The 20,779-nt window shown below is 57.3% G+C and carries 24 protein-coding genes; 10 read left to right on the top strand and 14 right to left on the bottom strand.

All coding sequences use genetic code 11. The features are described from left to right. Positions 1–90: 90 nt before the first annotated feature. The 6 genes from ACXWTF_RS03495 to ACXWTF_RS03470 all read left to right on the top strand — a co-directional run bounded on the left by ACXWTF_RS03495 (position 91) and on the right by ACXWTF_RS03470 (position 6,012). Positions 91–2,070 (top strand): ribonuclease R family protein, encoded by a 1,980-nt coding sequence (locus ACXWTF_RS03495; protein ID WP_461713623.1) that lies wholly within the window; start codon positions 91–93, stop codon positions 2,068–2,070. Further along, complete coding sequence (gene holA, locus ACXWTF_RS03490; RefSeq protein ID WP_461713622.1) at positions 2,067–3,038, top strand: DNA polymerase III subunit delta; 972 nt, start codon at positions 2,067–2,069, stop codon at positions 3,036–3,038. Before ACXWTF_RS03495 ends, holA begins: the two co-directional genes overlap by 4 nt. Before the next feature lie 222 nt (positions 3,039–3,260). After that, positions 3,261–3,635 carry a 30S ribosomal protein S6 gene (gene rpsF / locus ACXWTF_RS03485; RefSeq protein WP_461713621.1) on the top strand — a complete coding sequence of 125 codons (375 nt, stop codon included), beginning with the start codon at positions 3,261–3,263 and terminating at the stop codon, positions 3,633–3,635. Between the two features lie 20 nt (positions 3,636–3,655). Continuing rightward, the gene (locus ACXWTF_RS03480) at positions 3,656–4,189 is read left to right on the top strand and encodes a single-stranded DNA-binding protein (RefSeq protein ID WP_461713620.1); all 534 of its coding nucleotides are present in this window, start codon (positions 3,656–3,658) and stop codon (positions 4,187–4,189) included. A 26-nt stretch (positions 4,190–4,215) separates the two neighbouring features. Next, positions 4,216–4,479, top strand: a complete 264-nt coding sequence (rpsR, locus tag ACXWTF_RS03475; protein WP_461713619.1) for a 30S ribosomal protein S18 — start codon at positions 4,216–4,218, stop codon at positions 4,477–4,479. A gap of 120 nt (positions 4,480–4,599) precedes the next feature. Beyond that, on the top strand, positions 4,600–6,012 hold the full coding sequence (locus tag ACXWTF_RS03470; RefSeq protein ID WP_461713618.1) for an ankyrin repeat domain-containing protein: 1,413 nt from the start codon (positions 4,600–4,602) through the stop codon (positions 6,010–6,012). Between the two features lie 36 nt (positions 6,013–6,048). Here ACXWTF_RS03470 and ACXWTF_RS03465 read toward each other — a convergent pair whose 3' ends face one another. The 3 genes from ACXWTF_RS03465 to serB form a co-directional block, all read right to left on the bottom strand. Further along, positions 6,049–6,384 (bottom strand): c-type cytochrome, encoded by a 336-nt coding sequence (locus ACXWTF_RS03465; RefSeq protein WP_461713617.1) that lies wholly within the window; start codon positions 6,382–6,384, stop codon positions 6,049–6,051. An 86-nt stretch (positions 6,385–6,470) separates the two neighbouring features. Further along, positions 6,471–6,785, bottom strand: coding sequence for a hypothetical protein (locus ACXWTF_RS03460; protein ID WP_461713616.1), 315 nt, complete (start codon positions 6,783–6,785; stop codon positions 6,471–6,473). Continuing rightward, complete coding sequence (serB, locus tag ACXWTF_RS03455; RefSeq protein WP_461713615.1) at positions 6,782–7,405, bottom strand: phosphoserine phosphatase SerB; 624 nt, start codon at positions 7,403–7,405, stop codon at positions 6,782–6,784. Before serB ends, ACXWTF_RS03460 begins: the two co-directional genes overlap by 4 nt. A gap of 105 nt (positions 7,406–7,510) precedes the next feature. Between serB and ACXWTF_RS03450 the strand changes: the two genes are divergently transcribed. Continuing rightward, on the top strand, positions 7,511–8,407 hold the full coding sequence (locus ACXWTF_RS03450) for a methylenetetrahydrofolate reductase (protein WP_461713614.1): 897 nt from the start codon (positions 7,511–7,513) through the stop codon (positions 8,405–8,407). A gap of 127 nt (positions 8,408–8,534) precedes the next feature. Here the strand turns inward: ACXWTF_RS03450 and ovoA are convergent, their stop codons facing one another. Then, complete coding sequence (gene ovoA / locus ACXWTF_RS03445; protein WP_461713613.1) at positions 8,535–10,646, bottom strand: 5-histidylcysteine sulfoxide synthase; 2,112 nt, start codon at positions 10,644–10,646, stop codon at positions 8,535–8,537. A gap of 50 nt (positions 10,647–10,696) precedes the next feature. Further along, the gene (locus tag ACXWTF_RS03440; RefSeq protein WP_461713612.1) at positions 10,697–11,068 is read right to left on the bottom strand and encodes an HIT family protein; all 372 of its coding nucleotides are present in this window, start codon (positions 11,066–11,068) and stop codon (positions 10,697–10,699) included. On the opposite strand from ACXWTF_RS03440, the gene ACXWTF_RS03435 reads away from it, so the two are divergent. Further along, positions 11,061–11,255: a hypothetical protein gene (locus ACXWTF_RS03435; protein WP_461713611.1), complete on the top strand. Its 195-nt coding sequence runs from the start codon at positions 11,061–11,063 to the stop codon at positions 11,253–11,255. The two genes, ACXWTF_RS03440 and ACXWTF_RS03435, sit on opposite strands and share 8 nt — an antisense overlap. 101 nt (positions 11,256–11,356) lie before the next feature. On the opposite strand, the gene ACXWTF_RS03430 is transcribed toward ACXWTF_RS03435, so the two are convergent. The 7 genes from ACXWTF_RS03430 to metK all read right to left on the bottom strand — a co-directional run bounded on the left by ACXWTF_RS03430 (position 11,357) and on the right by metK (position 16,076). Next, the gene (locus tag ACXWTF_RS03430) at positions 11,357–12,361 is read right to left on the bottom strand and encodes a beta-ketoacyl-ACP synthase III (protein WP_461713610.1); all 1,005 of its coding nucleotides are present in this window, start codon (positions 12,359–12,361) and stop codon (positions 11,357–11,359) included. A gap of 11 nt (positions 12,362–12,372) precedes the next feature. Continuing rightward, on the bottom strand, positions 12,373–13,365 hold the full coding sequence (gene plsX / locus ACXWTF_RS03425) for a phosphate acyltransferase PlsX (protein ID WP_461713609.1): 993 nt from the start codon (positions 13,363–13,365) through the stop codon (positions 12,373–12,375). Then, positions 13,366–13,515 carry a 50S ribosomal protein L32 gene (gene rpmF / locus ACXWTF_RS03420; RefSeq protein WP_231020375.1) on the bottom strand — a complete coding sequence of 50 codons (150 nt, stop codon included), beginning with the start codon at positions 13,513–13,515 and terminating at the stop codon, positions 13,366–13,368. It abuts the gene before it with no gap. Positions 13,516–13,536: 21 nt separating this feature from the next. Continuing rightward, positions 13,537–13,884, bottom strand: a complete 348-nt coding sequence (locus ACXWTF_RS03415) for a hypothetical protein (protein WP_461713608.1) — start codon at positions 13,882–13,884, stop codon at positions 13,537–13,539. 5 nt (positions 13,885–13,889) lie between these two features. Beyond that, positions 13,890–14,303, bottom strand: a complete 414-nt coding sequence (ndk, locus tag ACXWTF_RS03410; RefSeq protein ID WP_231020373.1) for a nucleoside-diphosphate kinase — start codon at positions 14,301–14,303, stop codon at positions 13,890–13,892. A 140-nt stretch (positions 14,304–14,443) separates the two neighbouring features. Next, positions 14,444–14,728, bottom strand: a complete 285-nt coding sequence (locus ACXWTF_RS03405; RefSeq protein WP_345986153.1) for a 4Fe-4S dicluster domain-containing protein — start codon at positions 14,726–14,728, stop codon at positions 14,444–14,446. A 190-nt stretch (positions 14,729–14,918) separates the two neighbouring features. After that, entirely contained in the window at positions 14,919–16,076 is a 1,158-nt protein-coding gene (gene metK / locus ACXWTF_RS03400; protein WP_461713607.1) for a methionine adenosyltransferase, read from the bottom strand. A gap of 407 nt (positions 16,077–16,483) precedes the next feature. Between metK and ACXWTF_RS03395 the strand changes: the two genes are divergently transcribed. After that, a complete protein-coding gene (locus ACXWTF_RS03395; RefSeq protein WP_461713606.1) occupies positions 16,484–17,080 on the top strand; it encodes a redoxin domain-containing protein in 597 nt (198 codons plus the stop codon). A gap of 125 nt (positions 17,081–17,205) precedes the next feature. Here the strand turns inward: ACXWTF_RS03395 and ACXWTF_RS03390 are convergent, their stop codons facing one another. Further along, on the bottom strand, positions 17,206–18,357 hold the full coding sequence (locus ACXWTF_RS03390) for a glycosyltransferase family 4 protein (RefSeq protein ID WP_461713605.1): 1,152 nt from the start codon (positions 18,355–18,357) through the stop codon (positions 17,206–17,208). Positions 18,358–18,408: 51 nt separating this feature from the next. Here ACXWTF_RS03390 and ACXWTF_RS03385 point away from each other — a divergent pair, with 51 nt between their 5' ends. Then, positions 18,409–19,197: a UDP-2,3-diacylglucosamine diphosphatase gene (locus ACXWTF_RS03385; protein WP_461713604.1), complete on the top strand. Its 789-nt coding sequence runs from the start codon at positions 18,409–18,411 to the stop codon at positions 19,195–19,197. 3 nt (positions 19,198–19,200) lie between these two features. Here ACXWTF_RS03385 and der read toward each other — a convergent pair whose 3' ends face one another. Then, positions 19,201–20,622, bottom strand: a complete 1,422-nt coding sequence (der, locus tag ACXWTF_RS03380) for a ribosome biogenesis GTPase Der (protein WP_461713603.1) — start codon at positions 20,620–20,622, stop codon at positions 19,201–19,203. Between the last annotated feature and the right edge of the window lie 157 nt (positions 20,623–20,779).

Here is a 20,779-nt window from a genome sequence, read left to right as displayed (position 1 = left end):
TTCTCCTAATTTGTTTAATATCGGGTAGTCGAAAATTTTAGCATAAGTTATCCCATACGCTATAATCTGGTAAAAAATCGAAAAGTCTCCATGAAATCACTTTTAGTCAGATTGACCGTCGGACTCTATGCCCAGGACGTCACCGAAGAAGAGAAGCCCCTTGTCGAGCAATGGCTCTCGGAAGGGCTCGTCGTCCTCGAAGAGGGCGTCTACCGCCTCCCGTCGCAGTACCGTGCCGGTGCCATCGCCATGAACCAGTCGGGCAGCGGCGCCTATCTTCAGGTCCTCGGCGCGAACGTGCGCGACCTCTTTATCGACGAGCAGGACCTGGGTGATGCCAAAGAGGGTGACCTCGTCATCGTCAAACGGCTGCTCGGGCGCAGGGGAAGGCCTTCGGCGAAACTCGTCGCCGTCGTCGGCCGGGCGGAAACCTTCAGCGTCGCCTACATCAAGATCCAAAACGGGGTCAAATCGGTGCTCGACATCCGAAACGACTACCCCGCCGGGGTGCCGCTAAGCGCCGAGGCCCTTGCCGGCTATGAGGAGGGGACACTTTTCAAGGTCAACAACCAAAACGGCGAGATCATGGAGGTCCTCGGCAACCTGGCCGACCCGATGGTGGATGAAAAGATCGTCCTTGCTATGTACAACAAGCATGATGAATTCGACGACGAGGTCAAAAAACTCGCCGCGAGTTTCGATAAGAGCGTCGACAGTTCAAAATACCCCGGCCGCAAAGACCTGCGCAGCCTCCCCTTCTGCACCATCGACCCCGTCACGGCCAAGGACTTCGACGACGCCGTTTGCTACCTGCCCGAGTCCCACACCCTCTACGTCGCCATCGCGGACGTCAGTGCCTACGTCACCCCCTTCGGCCCCATCGATGCCGAGGCGATCTACCGCAGCTTCTCCATCTACCTGCCCCACCGCTCCATCCCGATGCTGCCGCGCGAACTCTCCGAGACGCTCTGCTCCCTGCAGCCGCACGTCGACCGTCTCGCCTACACCTTCAAAATGGTCCTCGATCCCGACAGCCTTGAAGTTGTCGAGACGGAGCTCTACGAGACGATCATCCACTCCAAACGCCGGTTCAACTACGAAGAGGTCGACGCGCTCTTTGACGCCCCGGACAAGGCTGTACCGGCGAACGACGATGAGGGTGCCGTTATCGCCAACCTGTTCGAACTGCGCAAGCTGACCGACGCCCTGCGCGAAAAGCGCCTCAAAGTCGGATTCGACTTCCGTTCCGAGGAGCTGGAGATGGCCCTCGACGACGCCCAGAACATCGTGGAGACGACCGTCGCGGAGGAGACGCCGTCGCATGCGCTCATCGAAGACTGTATGCTGCTGGCGAACAAGGCCGCGGCGGCGATGTACGAGCGCGGTGTTTTCCGTATCCACGAATCCCCCAGCCCGGCCAAACTGCAGAGCCTCTACACGGAACTCGCCGGTATCGGGATCATCGCCGAGCAGAAAGAGAGCCTCAAGGAGACCATTACCGGGATCCAGCACGAAGCCCAAAAGCGCGGGATCGCCCACGAGGTCGACACCCTCATCATCCGTTCCCAGATGCAGGCGCGCTACGCCCCGGACAACGTCGGCCACTTCGGGCTGGGGTTCGAGCGCTACACCCACTTCACCTCCCCTATCCGCCGCTACTCCGACCTCATCGTCCACCGGCTGCTCAAAGCGATCGCGCGCGGCGACAAAGAGGAGGGCTCCTACGTCCTGCGCAACATCGATGCACTCTGTTTCGCCATCAGCGACAAGGAGCGCGAGGCAAGCGACATCGAAGTGCGTTTCATGGACCGCAAATTCGCCCGCTGGGCCAATGAACACATCGGCGAGGTCTTCCCGGCGCGGGTCTACGCGACCGATCCGGAACTGCGCGCCGAGATCACCGGACCGCTGCGCGGCGCCAAGGTCAAAGTCGTCACGAACGAACCGGTCATGCTCTTTGACGACATCGAGCTGCGTATCGAGAACGTCAGTCTGGCCACCGCGCGGATCCATACGACCTATGTCCGCACCGTGGAGTCCCATGCGACCCTCTCCAAGGAGACGGAATGAAGCGGCAGGATCTGGACAACCTGATCCGGCAGGGCAAAGCCCCCGGGGCCGTCATGCTCTACGGCGAAAGCCATTTCCTGATCGAACACTACACCAAACAGCTCGCCGACGTCGAGGACCCGAACCTGCTCAGCGTCTACTTTGACGAGTACCAGTTTGCGAGCGCCAAGGCACACCTCTCGCAGGGCTCGCTCTTCGGCGGCCGCAACGTCCTGATTGTCAAGAGCGAGAAAAAGCTGCCGAAAAACGACCTGACGGCCCTGATCGACCTGGTGCAGAAGAATCCCGGGAACCTTTTCATCTACGCCTATTTCGGCACTGATTTCAAGAAAAGCGCCACAAGCGCTTTCACCCCGAAATCGGGCGGTGCGGACGTCCGGCTCTTCCGCCCCTTCCCCAACGAGGCCCGCCAGATCGTGCTCAACGAGGCGGCCGCGCGCGGCATCAACCTCGACCCCTACGCCGCGACCCACCTGCTCGAATCGCAAAACGGCGACCTCGCCCTCACGATCAACGAACTGGACAAGTTCTCCCTGCTGCAGGGGCGCATCGGCATCAAGGAGATCGACGAGCTCGTCTACGGGGTCGCCGAGGTCAAGGTAGACCAGCTCATCGACGCGCTGCTGCAGAAACAGGATTTCGTTCCCCTGATGCGCCGCCTGCTCGAACACGGCGAAGATGAGATCAGGCTGCTCACGGCACTCTCCAACCACATCGCCCAGCTCTACCTCTTCTACGCCTCCATCCGCCTGAACGGTGTGGCGGATTCGGCCAAGATCCTCGGCTACAAACTGCCTCCGCGCATCGAGCAGGCGCGTTCACAGCAGAGCGTCCGCTTCAAGCAGCCGCAGTACACCCGCATGATGAGCCTGCTCGGCGAAACGGAGCTGCAGATGAAATCCGCAGGTGGCGGGAGCAAAAGCGCCCTCCTCGCCGCGACCTTTCTGAAAGTCCAGTCCCTCCTGTAGCTCCGCCCGCCTCCCTGAAAAGCGTACCAACCTGCACGGTTGGGAACCGCCTCTCCTCCGGCACACGGTACAGCGTCTGAATTTCACCTTAAATTAAGCGAAAATTATGTAATATTGCGCGTTCCTTACTCTTTGTGCTTTGCGACGCAATGCATATTATCGCGCGGAATCGTCCGTGATCGAGAGCCATAAGGGATGAAACCATAAGGAGAAATACTCTACATGAGACATTACGAAAACCTTGTCATCGTCAAACCGACCCTGACAGAAGAAGAGATCAAAAACAGCATCGCTGCAATCGAAGCCGTCATCACTGAAAACGGCGGCGAAATCGTTGCACGCGACGAGATGGGTATGCGCAAACTGGCCTACCCGATTGAAAAAAGCCCGCGTGGTTACTTCCACGTTGTCTATTACATGATCGAGCCGTCTGCGATCGCGGAGATCGAACGCCGCTTCCGCATCAACGAGGAACTCCTCCGTTACGTCACGATCAAATACGATTCCAAGCGCGAAGTCAAAGCATGGAACGATATGGTCGAGAAGACAAAACAGCCGGCGAAAACCGAAGAGAGCAGCGAAAGCGCCGCTTCTTAAGCAGTTAGGAGAGTTCCCACATGTTCAACAAAGTCATCCTGGTAGGCAACCTCACCCGCGACATTGAGCTGCGCTACACGCAAGGCGGCATGGCCATCGCCAAAACCGGCATTGCGACGAACCGCAAGTTCAAGAAACAGAGCGGCGAAATGGTCGATGAAACGATGTTCATCGATATCACCTTCTTCGGCCGCAGCGGCGAGGTTGCAAACCAGTACCTTCGCAAGGGGAGCAAAGTCCTCGTCGAAGGGCGACTGATGCTTGAGCAGTGGACGGACCAGAACGGGCAGAAACGCTCCAAACACTCGATCAACGTCGAAGAGATGAAGATGCTGGATTCCCGCGGCGACGCGCCGCAGGGCGGTTACGATGCTCCGCAGGGCAACGGAGGCTACAACGCCCCGAGTTCCCAGGGGTATAATGCGCCGCAGCAGGGCTACAACCCGCCGCCGCAGCAGCCGAAACCGCAGAATGCCTACCAGCCGCCGAAACAGCAGATGCCGGAGAACACGATTCCCGAGATCGACATCGACGAAGACGAGATCCCATTCTAGAATAATAGACAGCAAGGAAAAAAACCATGGCAGAAAAACGCAAATATAAAAAACGTTATTGCAAATATTGTGAAGCAAAAATCGACTTCATCGACTACAAAGACGCTTCTAGCCTCAAGCACTCACTCTCTGAGCGCTACAAAATCATGCCGCGCCGCCTGACAGGTAACTGCAAGCGCCACCAGGACATGGTGACGATCGCGATCAAGCGTGCACGTTCCGCCGCGATCATCCCGTACACAATTTCCCGCAAGGAAGTTGTCGTCAACCCGTTCGAAATTATCAAGTAATTTCGCCCTCCGGAGCACCCGCTTCGGAGCTTTGAGCTTATTTTTTCACCTATTTCTTCAATCCCCTTTTACACTTTTATGCTAGGATAGAACAAAATCCATTCATCTGCAGGAGCCGTCATGCCCTTTATGGAGCGTCTGCACAGTGCCATGCTTTTGGGAACACATCTCTACGACCCCAGTGCCGGTGAGATCATCGAACACAAAAGCGAGACCTTTTTCAATGCCATCCGCAGCGACGACAAGGCGACCCTACTGTCGATGATCGAGGAGGGGTTCGACGTCGATTACCACGCCTTCGGCCACCGTCCCCCGCTGATTGTCGCCGTCATGCAGCAGCGCACGCGGATCGTCGAAACCCTCCTCCTGCTCGGTGCCAACCCCAACCTCGCGGACCGGGAGGGGGAAACACCCCTGCACTTCGCCGTCAAACTCGGCGACCCCGAGATCGTGCTGCAGCTGTTGCAGTACGGTGCCCGTCCCCTGGCAAAGAACAGCGAGGGGCTGACCCCGGTGACCATCGCCAAAACCCAGAAGAGCAAAACCCTCCTCTCCCTGCTCGAAGAGGTCCAGCCCGTTTTCGATCTCCCGGCCGAACCGGACCTCTTTGAGCTCGCCTCCAAGGGGAACCTCTATGCCATCGTCAATGCCGAGGCGACGCCGATGGAGCTCTCGAAGCGCGATGTACAGAACCGTACGCTGCTGCACCACGCCGTCTTCGGGAACAACCCGAAACTCGTCACCTACCTGCTCAACAAGGGACTCGCAATCGACGCCGGCGACCTGCACGGGATCACGCCCGTCATCATTGCCGCCTCCCACCCCAAGTTCGTACGGCTGCTGGAAAAACTGCTGCAGCGCTACCCGACCCTGGAGCACCGTACGGACAACCATGCGACGGCCCTGACCATCGCCCTGCGCAACGGCAACCCCGACGGGGCCGCCGCGCTGATCCGGCACGGTGCGAATATCCTCACCTACGACGGCCTGCATACGCCGCTCTCTTTGGTGCACCGCGGGATCGAGACCTACCCGGAGATCGCCGACAGTTACCGCAACCTGCTGCGCATCATGCTCGACCGCGGGGCCCATACGGACATTCCCACGAACCGGGCGGGCTGGACCCCGCTCTTTCACACCGTCGCACGGCGCCAGGACGACGGCATCAAGAAGCACCTCCGCCTGCTGATGCAGCTGGGAAGCGACGTCAACTATACCGACAAGAACGGACGGACCGCACTGATGGTCGCCGCCTCCATGGGCCGCCAGTCGGCGGTCGAAGTGCTCATTAGCAACTATGCTGATATCGACCGGATCGACCACTACGGATGGAGCGCGCTGATGCTTGCCGTCTACTACAACCATATCGACGTCTGCCGTTTTCTGTGCGAATGCGGCTGTGACGTCAACCGCATCTCGCCGCAGGGGATGAGCGCCATGCGGATCGCGCAGAAACATCAGCGCAAGCAGATCATTGAACTGTTACAGGAGTACGGTGCCATCGAGATCAACAGTGATGAGGCGTCGGAGTAGAGAGGTCATCCGTCCCGCCGGGACGGTGAGGAGGTTTTAGCCGCAGGAGGGGACGTTTCCGGAGTCCGAACCGTATTCGTAGAGGAAGTCCTTCAGATTCGGGGCATCTTTCTTGAAGCGGCTGCTGTCGATGTACTTCATCGCCTTCTTGTCATCTTTGTGCCACGCTCTAAACTGTGCCGCGTCGTTCGCGAAAGCGTCTTCCCACTCTTTCTGGGTCTTCATTGCGGCGCCTTTCGTGCCGTTGCCGTGACAGCGCTTACACTTCTTCAGGTAGGCTTTCTGCCCTCGTTTGACATCGGCATTCGCCGCCGTTGAAAAAGTGCCGAGCAGCAGTGCCGCGCCCAACAGGGTCGATAATTGTTTCTTCATACGTACCATCCCTCCTAAACCGTTAAAGTAACACAATTCTATCACGCAAGGCTGAACGAAAGATAAAGAAAACTTAACATTGCCCGTTACTCATCCTCCGCTTCAAGGGCACCGAGCAGCTGCTGGAATTCGCTGCGGAGCTTGGGCTGGCGCACCTTTTTGGAAGCTTTGTGGACCGCCTTGTCGATCTCCTCGGCCTCCAGCCCGGTCTCCGCCGCGATCGTCTCCGGGGCAACCCCGCCCTGGGCCATGACCCAGCAGCGCAGCTCTTTACGCGTCAGGTGGCGCTTGAGCGCTTCAAAGAGCGTCTTCTCCGAACACTGCATCAGCGGCAGATTGGTCATCTCTCCCAGCACACTGCCGAGCAGTATCTCAGCGTTATAGCGTTCCCAGAGATTCATACGAGACGCCCCAGGATTTCGCGAAGGTCTTTGGTGTCGATGATGATATTCGCCGCCTCCTTCAGGACCGGTTTCGCGCAGAAGGCGACCCTTGTGCCGGCATGGGCGAACATACTGAGGTCATTGGCCCCGTCCCCGACGACCATCGTCTCTTCCGGTGTCACCTTGAGCAGCCCCTGCAGGCGCACAAGCATATCCCCCTTCGACCAGTTGAACATCATATCCCCGCCGACTTCTCCGGTCAGCTTCCCCGCTTTGGCGTGCAGCGCGTTGGAGAAATCCGCGTCGAACCCGAGGACATCCTTGGCATAGGAGGTCGCCGTACGGAAACCGCCGCTGAAACAGACGACGGTAATGTCCTGCGCCTTCAGGGCCGCGATCGTCTCCTCGGCCCCGGGCATGTAGGGCAGCGACCGGCTGATGCGCTCCACCGTTTCGACGTCCAGCCCCGCGAGCAGCTTGACCCGCTGCTGCAGGCTCTCGAAGAAATCGAGTTCCCCGTTCATGGCCCGCTCCGTGATCGCGGCGACCTCTTCGCCTATGCCCAGCGCCTCGGCAAAAAAGTCGATGGTCTCGCCATCCATCAACGTCGAATCAAAATCAAACACGCATAACCGCATTCCTATCCTTTACGCTCTCTAAGGGCATCCTCCGACCCGGTACAGGTTTTTTGGCGGAGCCCTAGGTTATAATGGCGCCATTATATCGCACCGCAGGGGTAAATCGTGTTTGACGCACTGGAAGCAAAGCTAAAAAACGGCCGTTATGTCAGTCTCGAGACAACACCGTCGCACTCCGCCTCCTTTGCCCCCGTCATCGACAAAATCGAATCCCTCGGCCTGCATGAACGCGTCGACGCCTTCAGTACCACCGACAACCCCCTTGCCAAGCTGAAATACAACGCCCTCTTTGCCGCCGCCCTTATGCAGCAGCGTTTCGGCAAGCCGGTGCTGGCGACCATGAGCATGCGTGACCGCAACCGTATCGCCCTGCAAAGCGACCTGCTCGGGGCCAATGAAGCCGGCGTCCGCGCCATCCTGGCCCTGACCGGCGACCCGGCCAAAAACTCCGACCAGAAAGACGCCAAAGGGGTGTTTGAAAGCGACAGCAGCCTCCTGCTGGACATTATCGCCGCCTTCAACGCCGGCACCGACCTGGAGGGCAAAGCCTTCGCCGTTCCCCCGCAGCCCATTCTCCCCTTTGCCGTCGTCAACTCCTTCGCCCGCAACCCCAAGAGCCTCTACAAGAAAATGGCCAAGAAAGTCGAGCACGGCGCCCAGGGGATCATCACCCAGCCGGTCTTCGACCTCGATAACGCCAAGGTGCTGCTGGAACTGATGGACGAGGCCAATACGAAGCACGGTGCACGTGCACAGCTCGTCCTCGGGCTCTTCCCCATTACGAAACTGCGCACCGCCCAGTTCCTTGATGCCCACGTTCCGGGGATCCACGTTCCGCCCTCCTGGCTCGAGGCCCTCGGCGCGGCCAAAGACGCGGACGACGCGTACAAAATCGGTTTCGATCTGAGCAAACAGCTCTTCGATGACGTCATGGCCCTGCACCCGAAAGTGCACCTGATGATGGCCAACCAGTTCAACGTCGCGGCGGAGTTATTAGCTTAAACGGAATCCGAGCAAAACAAGGGTACTGCTCGCGAAGCGATGTTTCCTGAAAGCCCGGTTCCCTACGCTAGCGCTATGCTCTCCTCGGCGGAGTACCCACACACAGTAAAACCGTGCTTCTATTCTCCTAACGCTTTTTCCAGACGCTCATCTGTGCGAGCGTATGCTGGTATTTACGCGCCGTCTCCCGTATCACGAACGGCACGTCTTGCGTCTCCAGCAGCTCGAAATGCGGCGAAAGAATCGCCTTGAGCCCGCTCAGACCGTCAACGGCCTCCCCTTTTTCATCATAATAGCCTCCGAGCCAGTGCGCTTTTTGCGTATACTCCTCCAGCCAGGTATAGGGTGATGTCAGCAAGAGTATCCCGCCGTCATTCAGCCGTTCATGCACCGTACCCAAAAAGCGTTCCGGTTCGTAGAGACGGTCGATCAGGTTGGTCGCCATGATCAGATCATACCCGCTGAAATGTGCCTTGAGGTTGCATGCATCCCCCTGCCAGAACTGCACATGCCCCGCCGTCTCCTGCAGATCCAACTCCGCAAGCGAATGCACCTGGCGGGTCGTCACCGCCCCCTCTTCCACCCGTTCATAGGCGATCTCGCCCTGTGCTTTCAGCGCCGCGCCGACCTGGATGAAGCGGGCGGAGAAATCGATCCCGGTGACGTCGTCGAAGACCCGTGCCAGTTCAAAGGAGGCCCGCCCCGTCGCGCAGCCGAGATCCAGCGCCCGCTTCCGGGGGGTGGCGTCCGAGAAAGCGATGGCATGCTCGGCGCAGCTGCGCGCAAAATTTTTCACGCCGAAATAGTCAGGCCCGTACTGGAATTCACAGTACTGCGCCACCAGGCTGTCCGTCTCATAGATATTCCCGGCCGTGCTCTCAACAGGGGCATCGGCTTCCACGTAACGGAACCCCGCATGCTGGTAAAAATGGCGGCGGAAAGCGTAGCGTGAATGGCGAAGGGTCTCGTTCCCCGTCGAGGCCCACGACCCGCCTTTGATCAGGTTGTGCTTTCCGTCAAACGTCGGCAGGGAGAAGTCGTCATACACCGGGTGGGGTTCGAACCCCTCATACCCCTCAATAGGTGTCGACGTCCACTGCCAGACATTCCCGGCGACATCGTACAGTTCGCCTTGCGAGAAGGTATCAACGGGGACGGAAGAAGCAAAGTGGTTGAAATTGATATTCGCATGGCGGTCGTCAAACCGCTCACCCTCGAGCACCGTGGAGGTCTCGAGCATCCGTACCCATTCGGCTTCCGTCGGCAGGCGGTAAGCGCGTCCCTCCTTCATGCTCTTAAAGCGGCAGAACGCTTCCGCTTCGAGGCAGTTGACCTCCACCGGCCAGTCCATCGGCAGATCGATCTCCCGGTCCAGCAGGCGCAGACGGTAGCCGCCCGCTGCTTTCGGTACCCAGAACGGCGGATGCTTCGCACCGCTCCGTTCCAGAAATCGCACGCCCTCCTCATCCCAGTACGCAGGGTCTTCATATCCGCCCGCTTCAACGAAAGGGAGAAACTCCGCATGGCTGACCAGCATCCGTGCCGCCCGGAATGCAGGTACATCTCTGTGCGCACTGCCGTATTCGTTATCCCAGCCGTAGTAGGGATCTTTTTGTCCTTTCCCGAGCTGCACGCTACCGCCCTTGATCGCTACCAGGCCGTTGTCCGGTGCCGGGCCGGATGCTTCACAATAGGAGAACTGTTCGGAGGGGCGGATGTACTCCAGCGGCATCTGCCGGTGCAGCACGCTCGAGGTCTCGATATGGATCCGTTCATGTTCGATCCCCATGAGAATAACCCACCAGGGGCTCTGCTGCGTTATCGGTAGCTGCAGCGGGAGCCTGTCGATCAGTTCGAGCACCTGCGCTTTGACCTCGGCACGGTACGCCCGGACCGCATCAACACCGGGCCAGTCATAGCGGGCGCTGTCCATATCATCCCAGGCCATCTCATCGACGCCGATCGCGAAGAGGGATTCGAAGTCGGGGTTGATCCGCCGGTCGATCACCTTGGCGAGCACAAGCTTGTTGATAAAAAATGTGGCCGTATGCCCGAAATAGAAGATCATCGCATGGCGGGCCGGTTCGGAGCGGCGGTAGAAGACATTCTCGTCTTTCAGCAGCTCAAAGAGGGATTCAAAAAGTGAAAAAGCGGCTAGAAAATCGTGACGGATCGCATCACGCGTCCCCTTCGGATCCGTTCCGTCCAGTCTGACCGGATAGGAGTGAAAACGGTGCAAAACTTTCCTTTCTCTCGTTTTCGCCCCATTCTAACAAAAAAGGGATGAAGTCAGGATTCGGGGAGAAGTTTACGGCGAAGGCGTTCGAGGAACGGTGCCATCGGCGGCAGTGCAAGAGAGCCGTCGCGCTGCACCGGGCCCCACATGGGTTCGGGAAAATAGCTGTCCTCTTTGAAACGGGCCATAATATGCCAATGGACCTGCGGCAGCATATTGCCGAAAGAGGCGATGTTGATCTTTTCGGGGCGGTAGTAAGAGAGCATCTCCCGCTCGATCACGTCAAGCGCGTCCCAGATCGCGGTTTTCTCTTCGGCCGTACATTCACTGAACTCACGGACACTGCGGCGGACAAAGATTTTCAGCCACGGCACTTCGCTCTCGTGGAGCTCGATAAAGAGAAGGGGGAGGTCAACTATGGCCAAGGCGGTCTTCCGCGCGGCGTTTCTTGTGGCGGCGCGTCTCCGGTCCGACGCGGCGGTCACCGCCGTGTCGGCGATCCGGGAGGCTGCTCTCGTGATCGAGGTTGTTCCGTTTCCGGCGCCCTTTGTTCACGCGACGGTCGGGCACTTCGCGGCGCTGATGCTTGCGGCGGTTCCGCCAGTGGCCTGAACGGACGTTAAAGGAGATAAGGAGGAAGACAAACAGTAATGAGATTCCGATCGCTGCGTATACCATAAGCCTCTTTCCTACCCGATATCCCGGGGATTATATCATACCGATGCGGGTCCCGCAAACGGAACCAGTGCGCTACCCCAGGTCAGGCCGCCGCCGAAGGCATCGAGCAGCATCATATCGCCTTTTTCTAGCTTGCCGCTCTCATAAAGGTCGTTGATCGCGATGGGGATGGACGAACCGGAGGTGTTGCCGTATTTGTGTACCGTCAGGACGACCTGTTCATCACGCAGCTTGAGGGCGTCCCCGACCGCTTTGATGATGCGGTAGTTCGCCTGGTGCGGTACGAAGTGTTTGATATCGTCGGCATTCATACCGTTCTCGGCCAGGATATCCTTGACATCGTTGGTGAGGGTACGGACGGCCACTTTGAAGGTCTCGTTCCCTTTCATCTGCATAAAACAGCCGGTCTTCGCTTCGGCATCCAGTGCGTCGTGGGCCGAACCCGTCCCGCCGTTCGGTGTCATCAGCAGATCGGCATAGGTGCCGTCGGCACCCGTGTGCACATCAAGGATCGCTTCGTCTTTGTTCTCGGTCGCACTGATCACCGCGGCACCGGCACCGTCCCCGAAAAGGATACAGGTCGTACGGTCCGTATAGTCGGTAATGGCACTGAGTTTCTCCGCCCCGATCACGAGGACGTTCTTTTTCATCCCGGACTCGATAAAGGCCTTCGCCATGCTGACGACGTAGACGAACCCCGTACACGCTGCGGAGATATCGAACGCCATCACCTGGGGCAGGCCCAGTTTGGAGGAGATGATCGTCGCGGTGGAGGGCATGTTGAAGTAGTCCGGAGAGATCGTCGCGCAGATAACGAGGTCGATCTCCTCTTTGGCGATGCCGGCACGTTCAATGGCCAGGGCGGCCGCCTTGGCTCCCATGTCGCTGGTAAACTCGTCGTCGGCGGCGATATGGCGCTCCTTGATACCGGTGCGTTTCGTGATCCACTCGTCAGACGTATCGACCATTTTCTCGAGGTCGGCGTTGGTCAGAATACGCTCGGGCACATAGGCACCTACCGAACGAAAAGCTGCATACATGGCTTTATCCTTTAATTGGCAGTGGCATCCAGGGCCCGTTCAATATGAACGTTGACCCCGGTATCGACGAAGTCGATCGCCTGTTTGATCGCGTTTTTAATCGCTTTGGCGTTGCTCTTGCCGTGGCTGACAATCGTACACCCCTTGACGCCGATCAGCGGCGCCCCGCCGACTTCGGCGTAGTCAAGCTCTTTTTTCAGGAGTTTAAAGACCTTGCGCATCAGCAGTGCACCGGTAATGGCAATCGGCGATTTGCGGATATAGTCCTTGATCAGATGCGTGATCGTGCTCGCGACCCCTTCGGAGGACTTGAGGACCAGGTTCCCGATGAAACCGTCGCAGACGACGACATCAACGGAACCGTTGAAGATATCGCGCCCTTCGACGTTACCGACGAAGCCTTCCATCCCCCGGAGTTTCTGGAAAGCGCCTTTCGTGACGTCGTTGCCCTTGGACTCCTCCTCGCCGTTGGCCAGCAGGCCCACGGTCGGGAGGTTGATCGCCCACATATCGTGCGCATAACAGCTCCCCATGACCGCGAACTGCGCCAGGTGCTCCGGCTTGCAGTCGACGTTGGCGCCGACATCGAGCAGTACGGTACGTTTCTTGTGCTTGTTCGGCATCAGCGTGACCAGTGCCGGACGCAGCACGTGTTTCAGACGCCCGAGGCGCAGGGTCGCTACCGACATCGTCGCACCGCTGTGCCCCGCGGAAACGACGCCGTGGGCCTCCCCGTTACGCACCAGTTCGACCGCCTTGTAGATGGAGCTCTCTTTGCGCTTGAGTGCATCGGTCGCCGCATCGGACATCGCGATGACATCCTCCGCTTCGACAATCGAAATCTTGTCTTTGAACCCGCCCGGAATCAAAGGCAAAATCTCCTCTTTCTTTCCGACAAGGATCGGCTCAAAACGGTAGTGTTTCAGTGCGGCAATCGTTCCTTTGACAATAGGCTCGGGACCGAAGTCCCCACCCATCGCGTCAATCGCGATTTTGACCTTCAATTATTTATACTCGCCGGTCGTCGGATTGACATGGTGCGGCATTTTGTAGGTGCCGTCACTGTCTTTGACCGGACGTGCCAGTTTGATTTTGTAGTGGGTGCGGCGTTTTGCTGCACGCGTGTGGGATACGCGTCTCTTAGGTACTGCCATGTTATTTCCTTTCTTTGTAGATTACCTGCAGTTGGGGCAGGCGTGATAGTCGCTTTCGATCAAAGCGACTTCCGAATCGAACACTTCGTCGAGATCGATGTTGCCATCGTGCATCTCGACCACATCATATGTTTCATCCTGACCATGAAAAACACCGTCAGAAATCAGAAATTCGACTTTTTCATCCGGCATTATAGCAAAGGAATCGCCGCAGAGATAGCAATCTACGTCAAGACCCCCCTGCATCGTCGCTTCGAGCAGTACAAGACCGCTGCGATATTTGCGAAGCGTCCCCTCAAACCGTACGCCGTTCTTTTCCAGAACGAAGGGCTGCGGGTCGGCCGTGACGCGACGAAACGGGATGTTCATCTGCGTTAGGAGATCTCTCTCTGTGCGAAGAAGAAACGAATTTCGATCTCAGCGTTCTCAAGAGAGTCGCTGCCGTGAACCGCGTTGGCATCGATGTTTTCCGCGAAGTCGGCACGGATGGTGCCCGCTGCCGCTTCCTGCGGGTTTGTCGCGCCCATCAGGTCACGATTTTTGGCTACGGCGTTTTCACCTTCAAGAACGCTGACCACGACCGGGCCGCTGACCATGAATTCAACCAGGTCAGTAAAGAAAGGGCGTTCTTTGTGAACAGCATAGAAATCCTGAGCGTCTTTGCGGGAAAGCTGCAGCATTTTTGTTGCAGCAACGCGCAGACCATTGCTTTCAAAACGATCAAGAATCTTGCCGACAACACCCTTCGCTACGGCATCCGGCTTAATGATGGACAGTGTTTGTTCCATTCGGTATCTCCTATAGTAGTCAAAAATAGGGTGGAATTATAGCAAAAAAAAGATCTGATTCTAATGAAATGGAAAAATTTCGGGGGAATTGTAGAAGAAGCGTTGCACCCGAAGGTGCAACGGTAGATTAGTTGAATCGATTACTCAACAACCGGTACGTGGTCGTTACGCATATCGTCAGTGATATCATCACGGCTGGACGGGCTTTCGCCGACGGCGTCCCAAACGATACAGCCTTCTGTCGGACAAGCAGTTGCACATGCCGGCTCATCGTGGTGGCCAACACATTCAACACATTTGTCGCCGTAAACGTAATAGATCTCTTCACCCGTCGGGTTATCGTCCTCGTCTACGATCGCCTCAACCGGGCATTCGTCAATACAGGCACCACAGTTGATACATGTGTCGTTAATCAATACTGCCATATTTTCTCCTTCAATTATGGTAGATGTGAAAAAAGTTTAGCGAAAGAACTTTAATGATTCCTAAAAAATGGAGCTGAAACGGTCGCACAAAAATTGGACTGAAGATTGGTAACAGGAAAAATCGCCAAAGCGGCGTGTATGGCGGGGAAAACGGCGGTTTCAACACCGCCGTTTTCCGCCGTTTTGCCGCTTAGAATCCGAGGTAGGCGCGGATCGCTTCGGCTTTGTCGGTTTTCTCCCAGGTAAATTCCGGAAGTTCCCGGCCGAAATGGCCGTAGGCGGCCGTTTTGCGGTAGATCGGGCGCAGCAGGTCGAGGGTCTCGATAATGCCCTTCGGCGTCAGGTCGAAGAGTTCACGGACACAGGCCTCGATCTTCTCTTCGTCCACGACGGCCGTACCGTGGGTGTCGACCATGATGGAGATCGGCTCGACGACACCGATGGCATAGGCGACCTGGATCGTCGCGCGCTCGCAGGCACCCGAGGCGACAAGGTTCTTCGCCACGTAGCGTGCCGCGTAGGCTGCGGAGCGGTCGACCTTGGTCGGGTCTTTCCCGCTGAACGCGCCCCCGCCGTGCGGACAGGAACCGCCGTAGGTGTCGACGATGATCTTCCGCCCGGTCAGACCGGCATCACCCTGCGGTCCGCCGACGACGAAGGAGCCGGTCGGGTTGATGTGGTAGACAATATCCTCGCTGAGGAGATCGGCGGGAATGACATGCTTGATCACCGATTCGATCACATCGTTATGGATCTGCTCCTGGGGGATGTTCTCATGGTGCTGGGTCGAGACGACGACTGTTTCGACGCTGACGGGTTTCCCGTCGATGTAGCGGACGCTCACCTGGGCCTTGCCGTCGGGGCGCAGGTAGGGGATGATCCCCTCTTTGCGCGCTTCGGCGAGCCGCTCGGTAATGCGGTGCGCCAGGTAGATCGGCAGCGGCATCAAAACGTCGGTTTCGCGGCAGGCGTAGCCGAACATCAGCCCCTGGTCTCCCGCCCCGATCTCGCCGCCTTCGCGGGAGACGCCCTGGTCGATCTCCGGGGACTGCTCGCCGATGGCGTTGAGTACCGCGGCGGAGCGGTGGTCGAACCCGTAGGTGGAGTCCGTGTACCCGATCTCTTTGACAACATTGCGCACGATATCCTGCATCGGGGTGTACGCATGGGTTTTCAATTCGCCGGCAATAACGCAGAATCCGTTGGAAACAAGGGTTTCGCAGGCAACATGGGAACTGGGGTCTTTTGAAATAATATCGTCTAAGATCGCATCGCTGATCTGGTCGGCCATCTTGTCCGGATGTCCTTCAGTGACGGATTCGGAAGTAAAAATATACTCTTTAGACACATCTTTCCTTTATCGTAAAATCGGCACCTCAAAAACCCCCGTCATCTCGAGGAGCTTATGAGGTGCCCAGTTGATGAAAGATAGCAAAAAGCTAAAAATCATCGAAGTATAGCCAAAGGGCACTTCCAAAACCCTATACATGGAAGCACGCGGGTTTGCCTGTGCTCTCTTTAAGCTTTTCGGGTACTTTCCGCACCGTTCACCGGCACGCAGTATCCGCTTTCGGCCCAATGCATATGCGGCACCAGATACGCTGTGCTGAAGTGATGTTAAAGCGACGCCGCATTTTCTAAAGGATAATTTTTTTTAAAAGAGTATTTGAATAGAATGTGCACCATTAAGCGCACGGCTGAAACGTTCCACATGGTTTCAGTCGTGCGTTTAGACCAAAAACAGGAGTTTCAATCATGCTCGTTACACAGAAAGCACCGGACTTTACCGCTACTACCGTCCTCGGCGACAACCAGATCGTCGACAACTTCAACCTCTACGAAAACTTCGGTGAAAAAGGGACCGTCCTTTTCTTCTACCCGCTGGACTTCACATTCGTCTGCCCGTCAGAGATCATCGCATTTGACCACCGTCTCCAGGAGTTCCACGATCGCGGCATCAACGTTATCGGTGTCTCCATCGACTCCCAGTTCAGCCACTTCGCGTGGAAAAACACGCCGGTAGAAAACGGCGGTATCGGCCAGGTCCGCTACCCGCTCGTCGCTGACCTCACCAAAGAGATCTCCAAAGCGTACGACGTTCTGCTCGACGGCGGTGTTGCACTGCGCGGCTCTTTCCTGATCGACACAGACGGTACCGTCCGCCACGCGGTCATCAACGACCTCCCGCTCGGCCGTAACATCGACGAGATGCTGCGTATGGTCGACACGATGCTCTTCACCAACGAGCACGGCGAAGTCTGCCCGGCAGGTTGGAACAAGGGTGACGAAGGTATGAAAGCCGACACTGCAGGTGTTGCCGACTACCTCGCAAAACACTCCGAAGAGCTCTAAGCCCTTCACCGGCCCCGGCCGGCCTTCTTAACTCTTAACTCTTAACTCTTAACTCTTAACTCTTAACTCTTAACTCTTAACTCTTAACTCTTAACTCTTAACTCTTAACTCTTAACTCTTAACTCTTAACGTTTGACAATTTCATTATGCGCCTGCATAAACCGCTCATAGGTCTGTGCGATCGAACGCGTCTGCATCCGCTGCCAGCCGGCCAGGCCCATCTGCTCACGGAGCACACTGTTTTCGATCAGCTCCTTTGCTTTGCTCTGCCACTGTTCGCTATCCTCGATGCTGAGGCAGTAGCCCGTCTCGCCGTGGGCCACCGTATCGGTGACGCCGCCCTGGTCGCTGACAATGCAGGGAAGCCCGGAAGCCTGTGCCTCCATCACGACCTGCCCCAGCGTCTCGGTGACGGAGGCAAAGAGCATCAGGTCCGACGAGGCGTAGAGTGCGGAGAGGTCCGCGCCGCCCTGAAGGCCCAGCAGGTGGATATGGCTGTTGCGCCGCCGGCTCACACGCTCGGCCAGGCTCCCCTCCCCGACGACGATCAGGGAGAGCGGCACGTCGCAGAGGCGCTGCAGCGTCTCGAAGAGGTCGACGACAAAGAGGAAATTCTTCTCCACGCTGAGCCTGCCGACATAGAGGATCTTCAGCGTCTGCGCGGGAATATCGAACCTGGACCAGAGCGCCGTGTTGCGGTGCAGCGGCGAGAAGCGCTGCGTATTGCTCCCCGGCGGCAGAAAACGCAGTTTCCGGCCGTCCATGTTCAGGTCATGTTCCAGCACTTCCATGTAGTGCTGCGAACGGGAGAAGACCCGCTGCATCCGGTGAAAAAAGAAGCGCATGAAACGCCGCGTCATTGTTTCGGCGACCTGCAGCTTCATCTGTTTGCGGATATAGGAGGGAAAATCCGTGTGGTATGTCCCGGCTACGGGGATCCCGCAGCGCTTGGCAATGAGCATGGCGCAGATCCCCAGCGGTCCCGGTGTCGAGATATGGATCACATCCGGGGCAACCGCTTTGACATGGCGGTACATATGCATCCACGGCGGGATGAGTGTGAGGAACTGCTCACGGTAAAAGGGCATCCTTACATACCAGAAGGGCCTGATATTGGTGATGTTCTCCGCACCGTTATCGCCGCCAAGCGGTGAGGAACTCAGCACCGAAAAACGGCCGCCTTTCTCCCGCGACTGTGCCGCCATATCCTGAATGAAACGCGACACCCCGTTGGCGTCGTAGACCGTGTCGCTGATCAGTAATACCTTTGTATCCATTTCGCAATTATGGTGGAGTATGGTTTCACAAACCAAACGAAAGTGACACAAATGGATAACAGCGTCCGGCAGTACCGTTCCGTTTTTCTCTCCGATATCCACCTGGGATCGCGCCACTCCCAAGCCGATGCCCTGCTTGAATTTTTCCGCGATTTTGAGTGCGAACAGCTCTTCCTCGTCGGCGACATCATTGACGGCTGGGCGCTGCGCCGCCGCTGGACCTGGCCGCAGGAACACTCCGACGTCATCCAGAAACTGCTGCGGCGCGCCCGCAAAGGAACCAGGATCGTCTACGTCCTCGGCAACCACGACGAATTTGTCCGCTCTTTTCTCCCCCTGACCCTGGGGGACAACATCGAAGTCACGAACGAACACCACTTTACCGCTGCCGACGGAAGGGAGTACCTGGTCACCCACGGCGACTTTTTCGACAGCATCACGATGACAAAGAAGTGGCTGGCAAAATTCGGCGATATCAGCTATGAGATGCTGCTCAAGCTTAACAAACCCATCAACCGTCTCCGGAGCCTGATCGGGTACAAACGGTTCTGGTCCCTTTCAAACTTCGCCAAGCAGAGCGTCAAAAAGGCCGTGATGTTCATTGACGATTACGAACAGGTCCTCGTATCCGAGGCGAAACGGCGGGAATTCGACGGGGTGATCTGCGGCCACATCCACAAAGCGGAGAACCGGGATATCGACGGGGTGCACTACCTCAACTGCGGTGACTGGGTGGAGTCGTGTACGGCGATTGTAGAGACGATGGAGGGGGAGTGGAAGCTGCTGCACTTCCATCCCCAGCAGGTCGAAGAGGAGCCCTTGCTCCTGGCGGCGGGCTAAGCCCTACTTCTCGCCCCGCTTCTTCGCCTTGAAGAGCAGCGGGGTACCTTCAAAATTGAACGCCTCGCGCAGCTGGTTGGCGAGGAAACGGCGGTAGGTGAAGTGCAGCCCTTTGGGCTTGTTCATGATCAGTGCGATCTGCGGCGGGCGCGTCGCGTACTGCGTCGCGTAGTACAGACGGATCACCTGGCCGTGCATCGACGGGATCGGGTGTTTGCGCATGGCAAAGGCCAACGCCTCGTTGAGCCGCGACGTCGTAATACGCTGCGAATAGTTGTCGTTGATCTGGATGATCATCTCGTAAAGCTTGTGGATGCGCTGCTTCGTCAGTGCCGAAACCGTGATGACCGGCGCGTAGTGCAGGAACTTGAAGCGGTCGCGCACCTGCTGGACGATCTTGTCGTAATCCTCTTTGGGTGCCTTGTCCCACTTGTTGAGTACGATCATACAGGCCAGGCGGTTCTCGTCGATCAGGCCGGCGATCTTCTCGTCGAGGTCGCGGAACGGCTCAGAAGCGTCCAGGACCAGCAGGGCGAGATTGGCGCGCTCGAGCATCGTGCGGGTGCGGTAGAGCGCATAGCGCTCGATCCCCTCGATCTTCCCGCGCTTGCGGATACCGGCCGTGTCGATGAAGGTGATCGTCTTATCGTCGCGCTCAATCGTTTCGTCGATGGGGTCTATGGTCGTCCCGGCGACGTCGCTGACGACGGAGCGCTCCTCCCCAAGCAAGGCGTTGAGCAGAGAGCTTTTCCCGACATTGACCCGGCCGATGATAGCGACATTGATATGGTCCGGGTCCTCGTCGCTCTCTTTGATCTCATCATTTTCGTCGTAGATGGAACCCTCTTCTTCGTCTTCCTCCATATACGCATCAAGGAGGTCGTCGAATTCGTCCATCATGTCCGGTTCTGCCGCCTCAAGCTCTTCGGCTTTGGGGATATAGGGCAGCTGTTTGGCGATCCACTCGAGCAGCGGGTTGATGGAACGGTTGTGGGAGACGGAAATGCCGAAGATCGTCTGGGTGCCGAACTCGTAATACTCCCACACCTTCTCTTTCATCTTGTCGTTATCGATCTTGTTGACGACGAGGGCCATGCTTTTGCCCATCGCTTCGAGTTCGTGAAACAGCTTTTTGTCCTCTTCGATCGGCAGGTTCTTGCCGTCGACCATGAACAGGATGATATCCGCCGCTTTGGCGGCCGCGATCGACTTCTCGCGTACCTTGTCAAAGAGTTCGCTTCCCTCGTCAAGACCGCCGGTATCGAGCACTTCGACCTCCCGGTCAAGGACGGTGGCGACCCGTTTTTTGACGTCGCGCGTCGTCCCCGCCATCTCCGACGTAATAGCATCGCGCTCTTTCAGCAGACGGTTAAAAAAGGAGCTTTTGCCTACGTTCGGTCGCCCGATAATGGCCAGTTTTTTCATCAATATCCCAATTGAGGGCTTTCAGAGGTGCCCTTGATTTTTTGCAATTATAACGAAAAAGCGCCGATACCTCTCTGGCTTCCTCCCCGGATTCTGCCCCAAAACCGGTTTGGTATGGCATAATGATTTTTATTGAAATTCAGTACAATTTATGAAA

Source organism: Thiomicrolovo sp. ZZH C-3, assembly GCF_054862725.1.
This window is presented reverse-complemented; position numbering and strand designations above follow the sequence as displayed.

What these genes read in the sequence shown, in the direction of transcription:
- ACXWTF_RS03495 (WP_461713623.1), top strand. Translation starts at nt 91, where the DNA reads ATGAAATCACTTTTAGTCAGATTGACCGTCGGACTCTATGCCCAGGAC.
- holA (WP_461713622.1), top strand. Translation starts at nt 2,067, where the DNA reads ATGAAGCGGCAGGATCTGGACAACCTGATCCGGCAGGGCAAAGCCCCC.
- rpsF (WP_461713621.1), top strand. Translation starts at nt 3,261, where the DNA reads ATGAGACATTACGAAAACCTTGTCATCGTCAAACCGACCCTGACAGAA.
- ACXWTF_RS03480 (WP_461713620.1), top strand. Translation starts at nt 3,656, where the DNA reads ATGTTCAACAAAGTCATCCTGGTAGGCAACCTCACCCGCGACATTGAG.
- rpsR (WP_461713619.1), top strand. Translation starts at nt 4,216, where the DNA reads ATGGCAGAAAAACGCAAATATAAAAAACGTTATTGCAAATATTGTGAA.
- ACXWTF_RS03470 (WP_461713618.1), top strand. Translation starts at nt 4,600, where the DNA reads ATGCCCTTTATGGAGCGTCTGCACAGTGCCATGCTTTTGGGAACACAT.
- ACXWTF_RS03465 (WP_461713617.1), bottom strand. Translation starts at nt 6,384, where the DNA reads ATGAAGAAACAATTATCGACCCTGTTGGGCGCGGCACTGCTGCTCGGC.
- ACXWTF_RS03460 (WP_461713616.1), bottom strand. Translation starts at nt 6,785, where the DNA reads ATGAATCTCTGGGAACGCTATAACGCTGAGATACTGCTCGGCAGTGTG.
- serB (WP_461713615.1), bottom strand. Translation starts at nt 7,405, where the DNA reads ATGCGGTTATGCGTGTTTGATTTTGATTCGACGTTGATGGATGGCGAG.
- ACXWTF_RS03435 (WP_461713611.1), top strand. Translation starts at nt 11,061, where the DNA reads ATGGCCAAGGCGGTCTTCCGCGCGGCGTTTCTTGTGGCGGCGCGTCTC.
- ACXWTF_RS03430 (WP_461713610.1), bottom strand. Translation starts at nt 12,361, where the DNA reads ATGTATGCAGCTTTTCGTTCGGTAGGTGCCTATGTGCCCGAGCGTATT.
- rpmF (WP_231020375.1), bottom strand. Translation starts at nt 13,515, where the DNA reads ATGGCAGTACCTAAGAGACGCGTATCCCACACGCGTGCAGCAAAACGC.
- ACXWTF_RS03415 (WP_461713608.1), bottom strand. Translation starts at nt 13,884, where the DNA reads ATGAACATCCCGTTTCGTCGCGTCACGGCCGACCCGCAGCCCTTCGTT.
- ndk (WP_231020373.1), bottom strand. Translation starts at nt 14,303, where the DNA reads ATGGAACAAACACTGTCCATCATTAAGCCGGATGCCGTAGCGAAGGGT.
- ACXWTF_RS03405 (WP_345986153.1), bottom strand. Translation starts at nt 14,728, where the DNA reads ATGGCAGTATTGATTAACGACACATGTATCAACTGTGGTGCCTGTATT.
- ACXWTF_RS03395 (WP_461713606.1), top strand. Translation starts at nt 16,484, where the DNA reads ATGCTCGTTACACAGAAAGCACCGGACTTTACCGCTACTACCGTCCTC.
- ACXWTF_RS03390 (WP_461713605.1), bottom strand. Translation starts at nt 18,357, where the DNA reads ATGGATACAAAGGTATTACTGATCAGCGACACGGTCTACGACGCCAAC.
- ACXWTF_RS03385 (WP_461713604.1), top strand. Translation starts at nt 18,409, where the DNA reads ATGGATAACAGCGTCCGGCAGTACCGTTCCGTTTTTCTCTCCGATATC.
- der (WP_461713603.1), bottom strand. Translation starts at nt 20,622, where the DNA reads ATGAAAAAACTGGCCATTATCGGGCGACCGAACGTAGGCAAAAGCTCC.